Origin of the sequence: Kitasatospora sp. SC0581 (assembly GCF_048159585.1) — a bacterium.
Classification (GTDB): domain Bacteria; phylum Actinomycetota; class Actinomycetes; order Streptomycetales; family Streptomycetaceae; genus Kitasatospora.
This window is the reverse complement of the sequence record NZ_JBLRWA010000343.1, coordinates 1-306: the sequence shown is the minus strand read 5'-3', so window position 1 is coordinate 306 and position 306 is coordinate 1. Positions and strand designations below refer to the sequence as shown.

The window sequence follows — 306 nt, the reverse complement described above, 5'->3', positions numbered from 1 at the left end:
GCAACAAACGCCGCATTTTTCAAAACTTTTTGGATGCGAAGGCTGGCGACCTGATTATTGGATATGAATCTTATCCGGTGAAAAAGGTTGTAGCACTTGCGAAAGTGATTGAAGAAAGCGATGGAGAAAATCTTTATTTTGAAAAAACAGAAGGGCTTGCCACACCGATCGATTATGCAACATTGAAAAATTGTCCTGAGCTGGAAAAAATGGAATATTTCCAGAATCCACAGGGCAGTCTTTTCAAACTGACCAAGGAAGAATATGATTTTATTCAAGACATGATTCGCGAGGAAAACCCGATTA

At 39.2% G+C, this 306-nt stretch carries 1 protein-coding gene; it reads left to right on the top strand.

Translation table 11 applies throughout. The annotated features are described in order from the left end of the window. Positions 1 to 306 (top strand): EVE domain-containing protein (locus ACLWS4_RS38385; protein ID WP_416876625.1); only part of this gene is annotated, 306 nt, incomplete at both ends.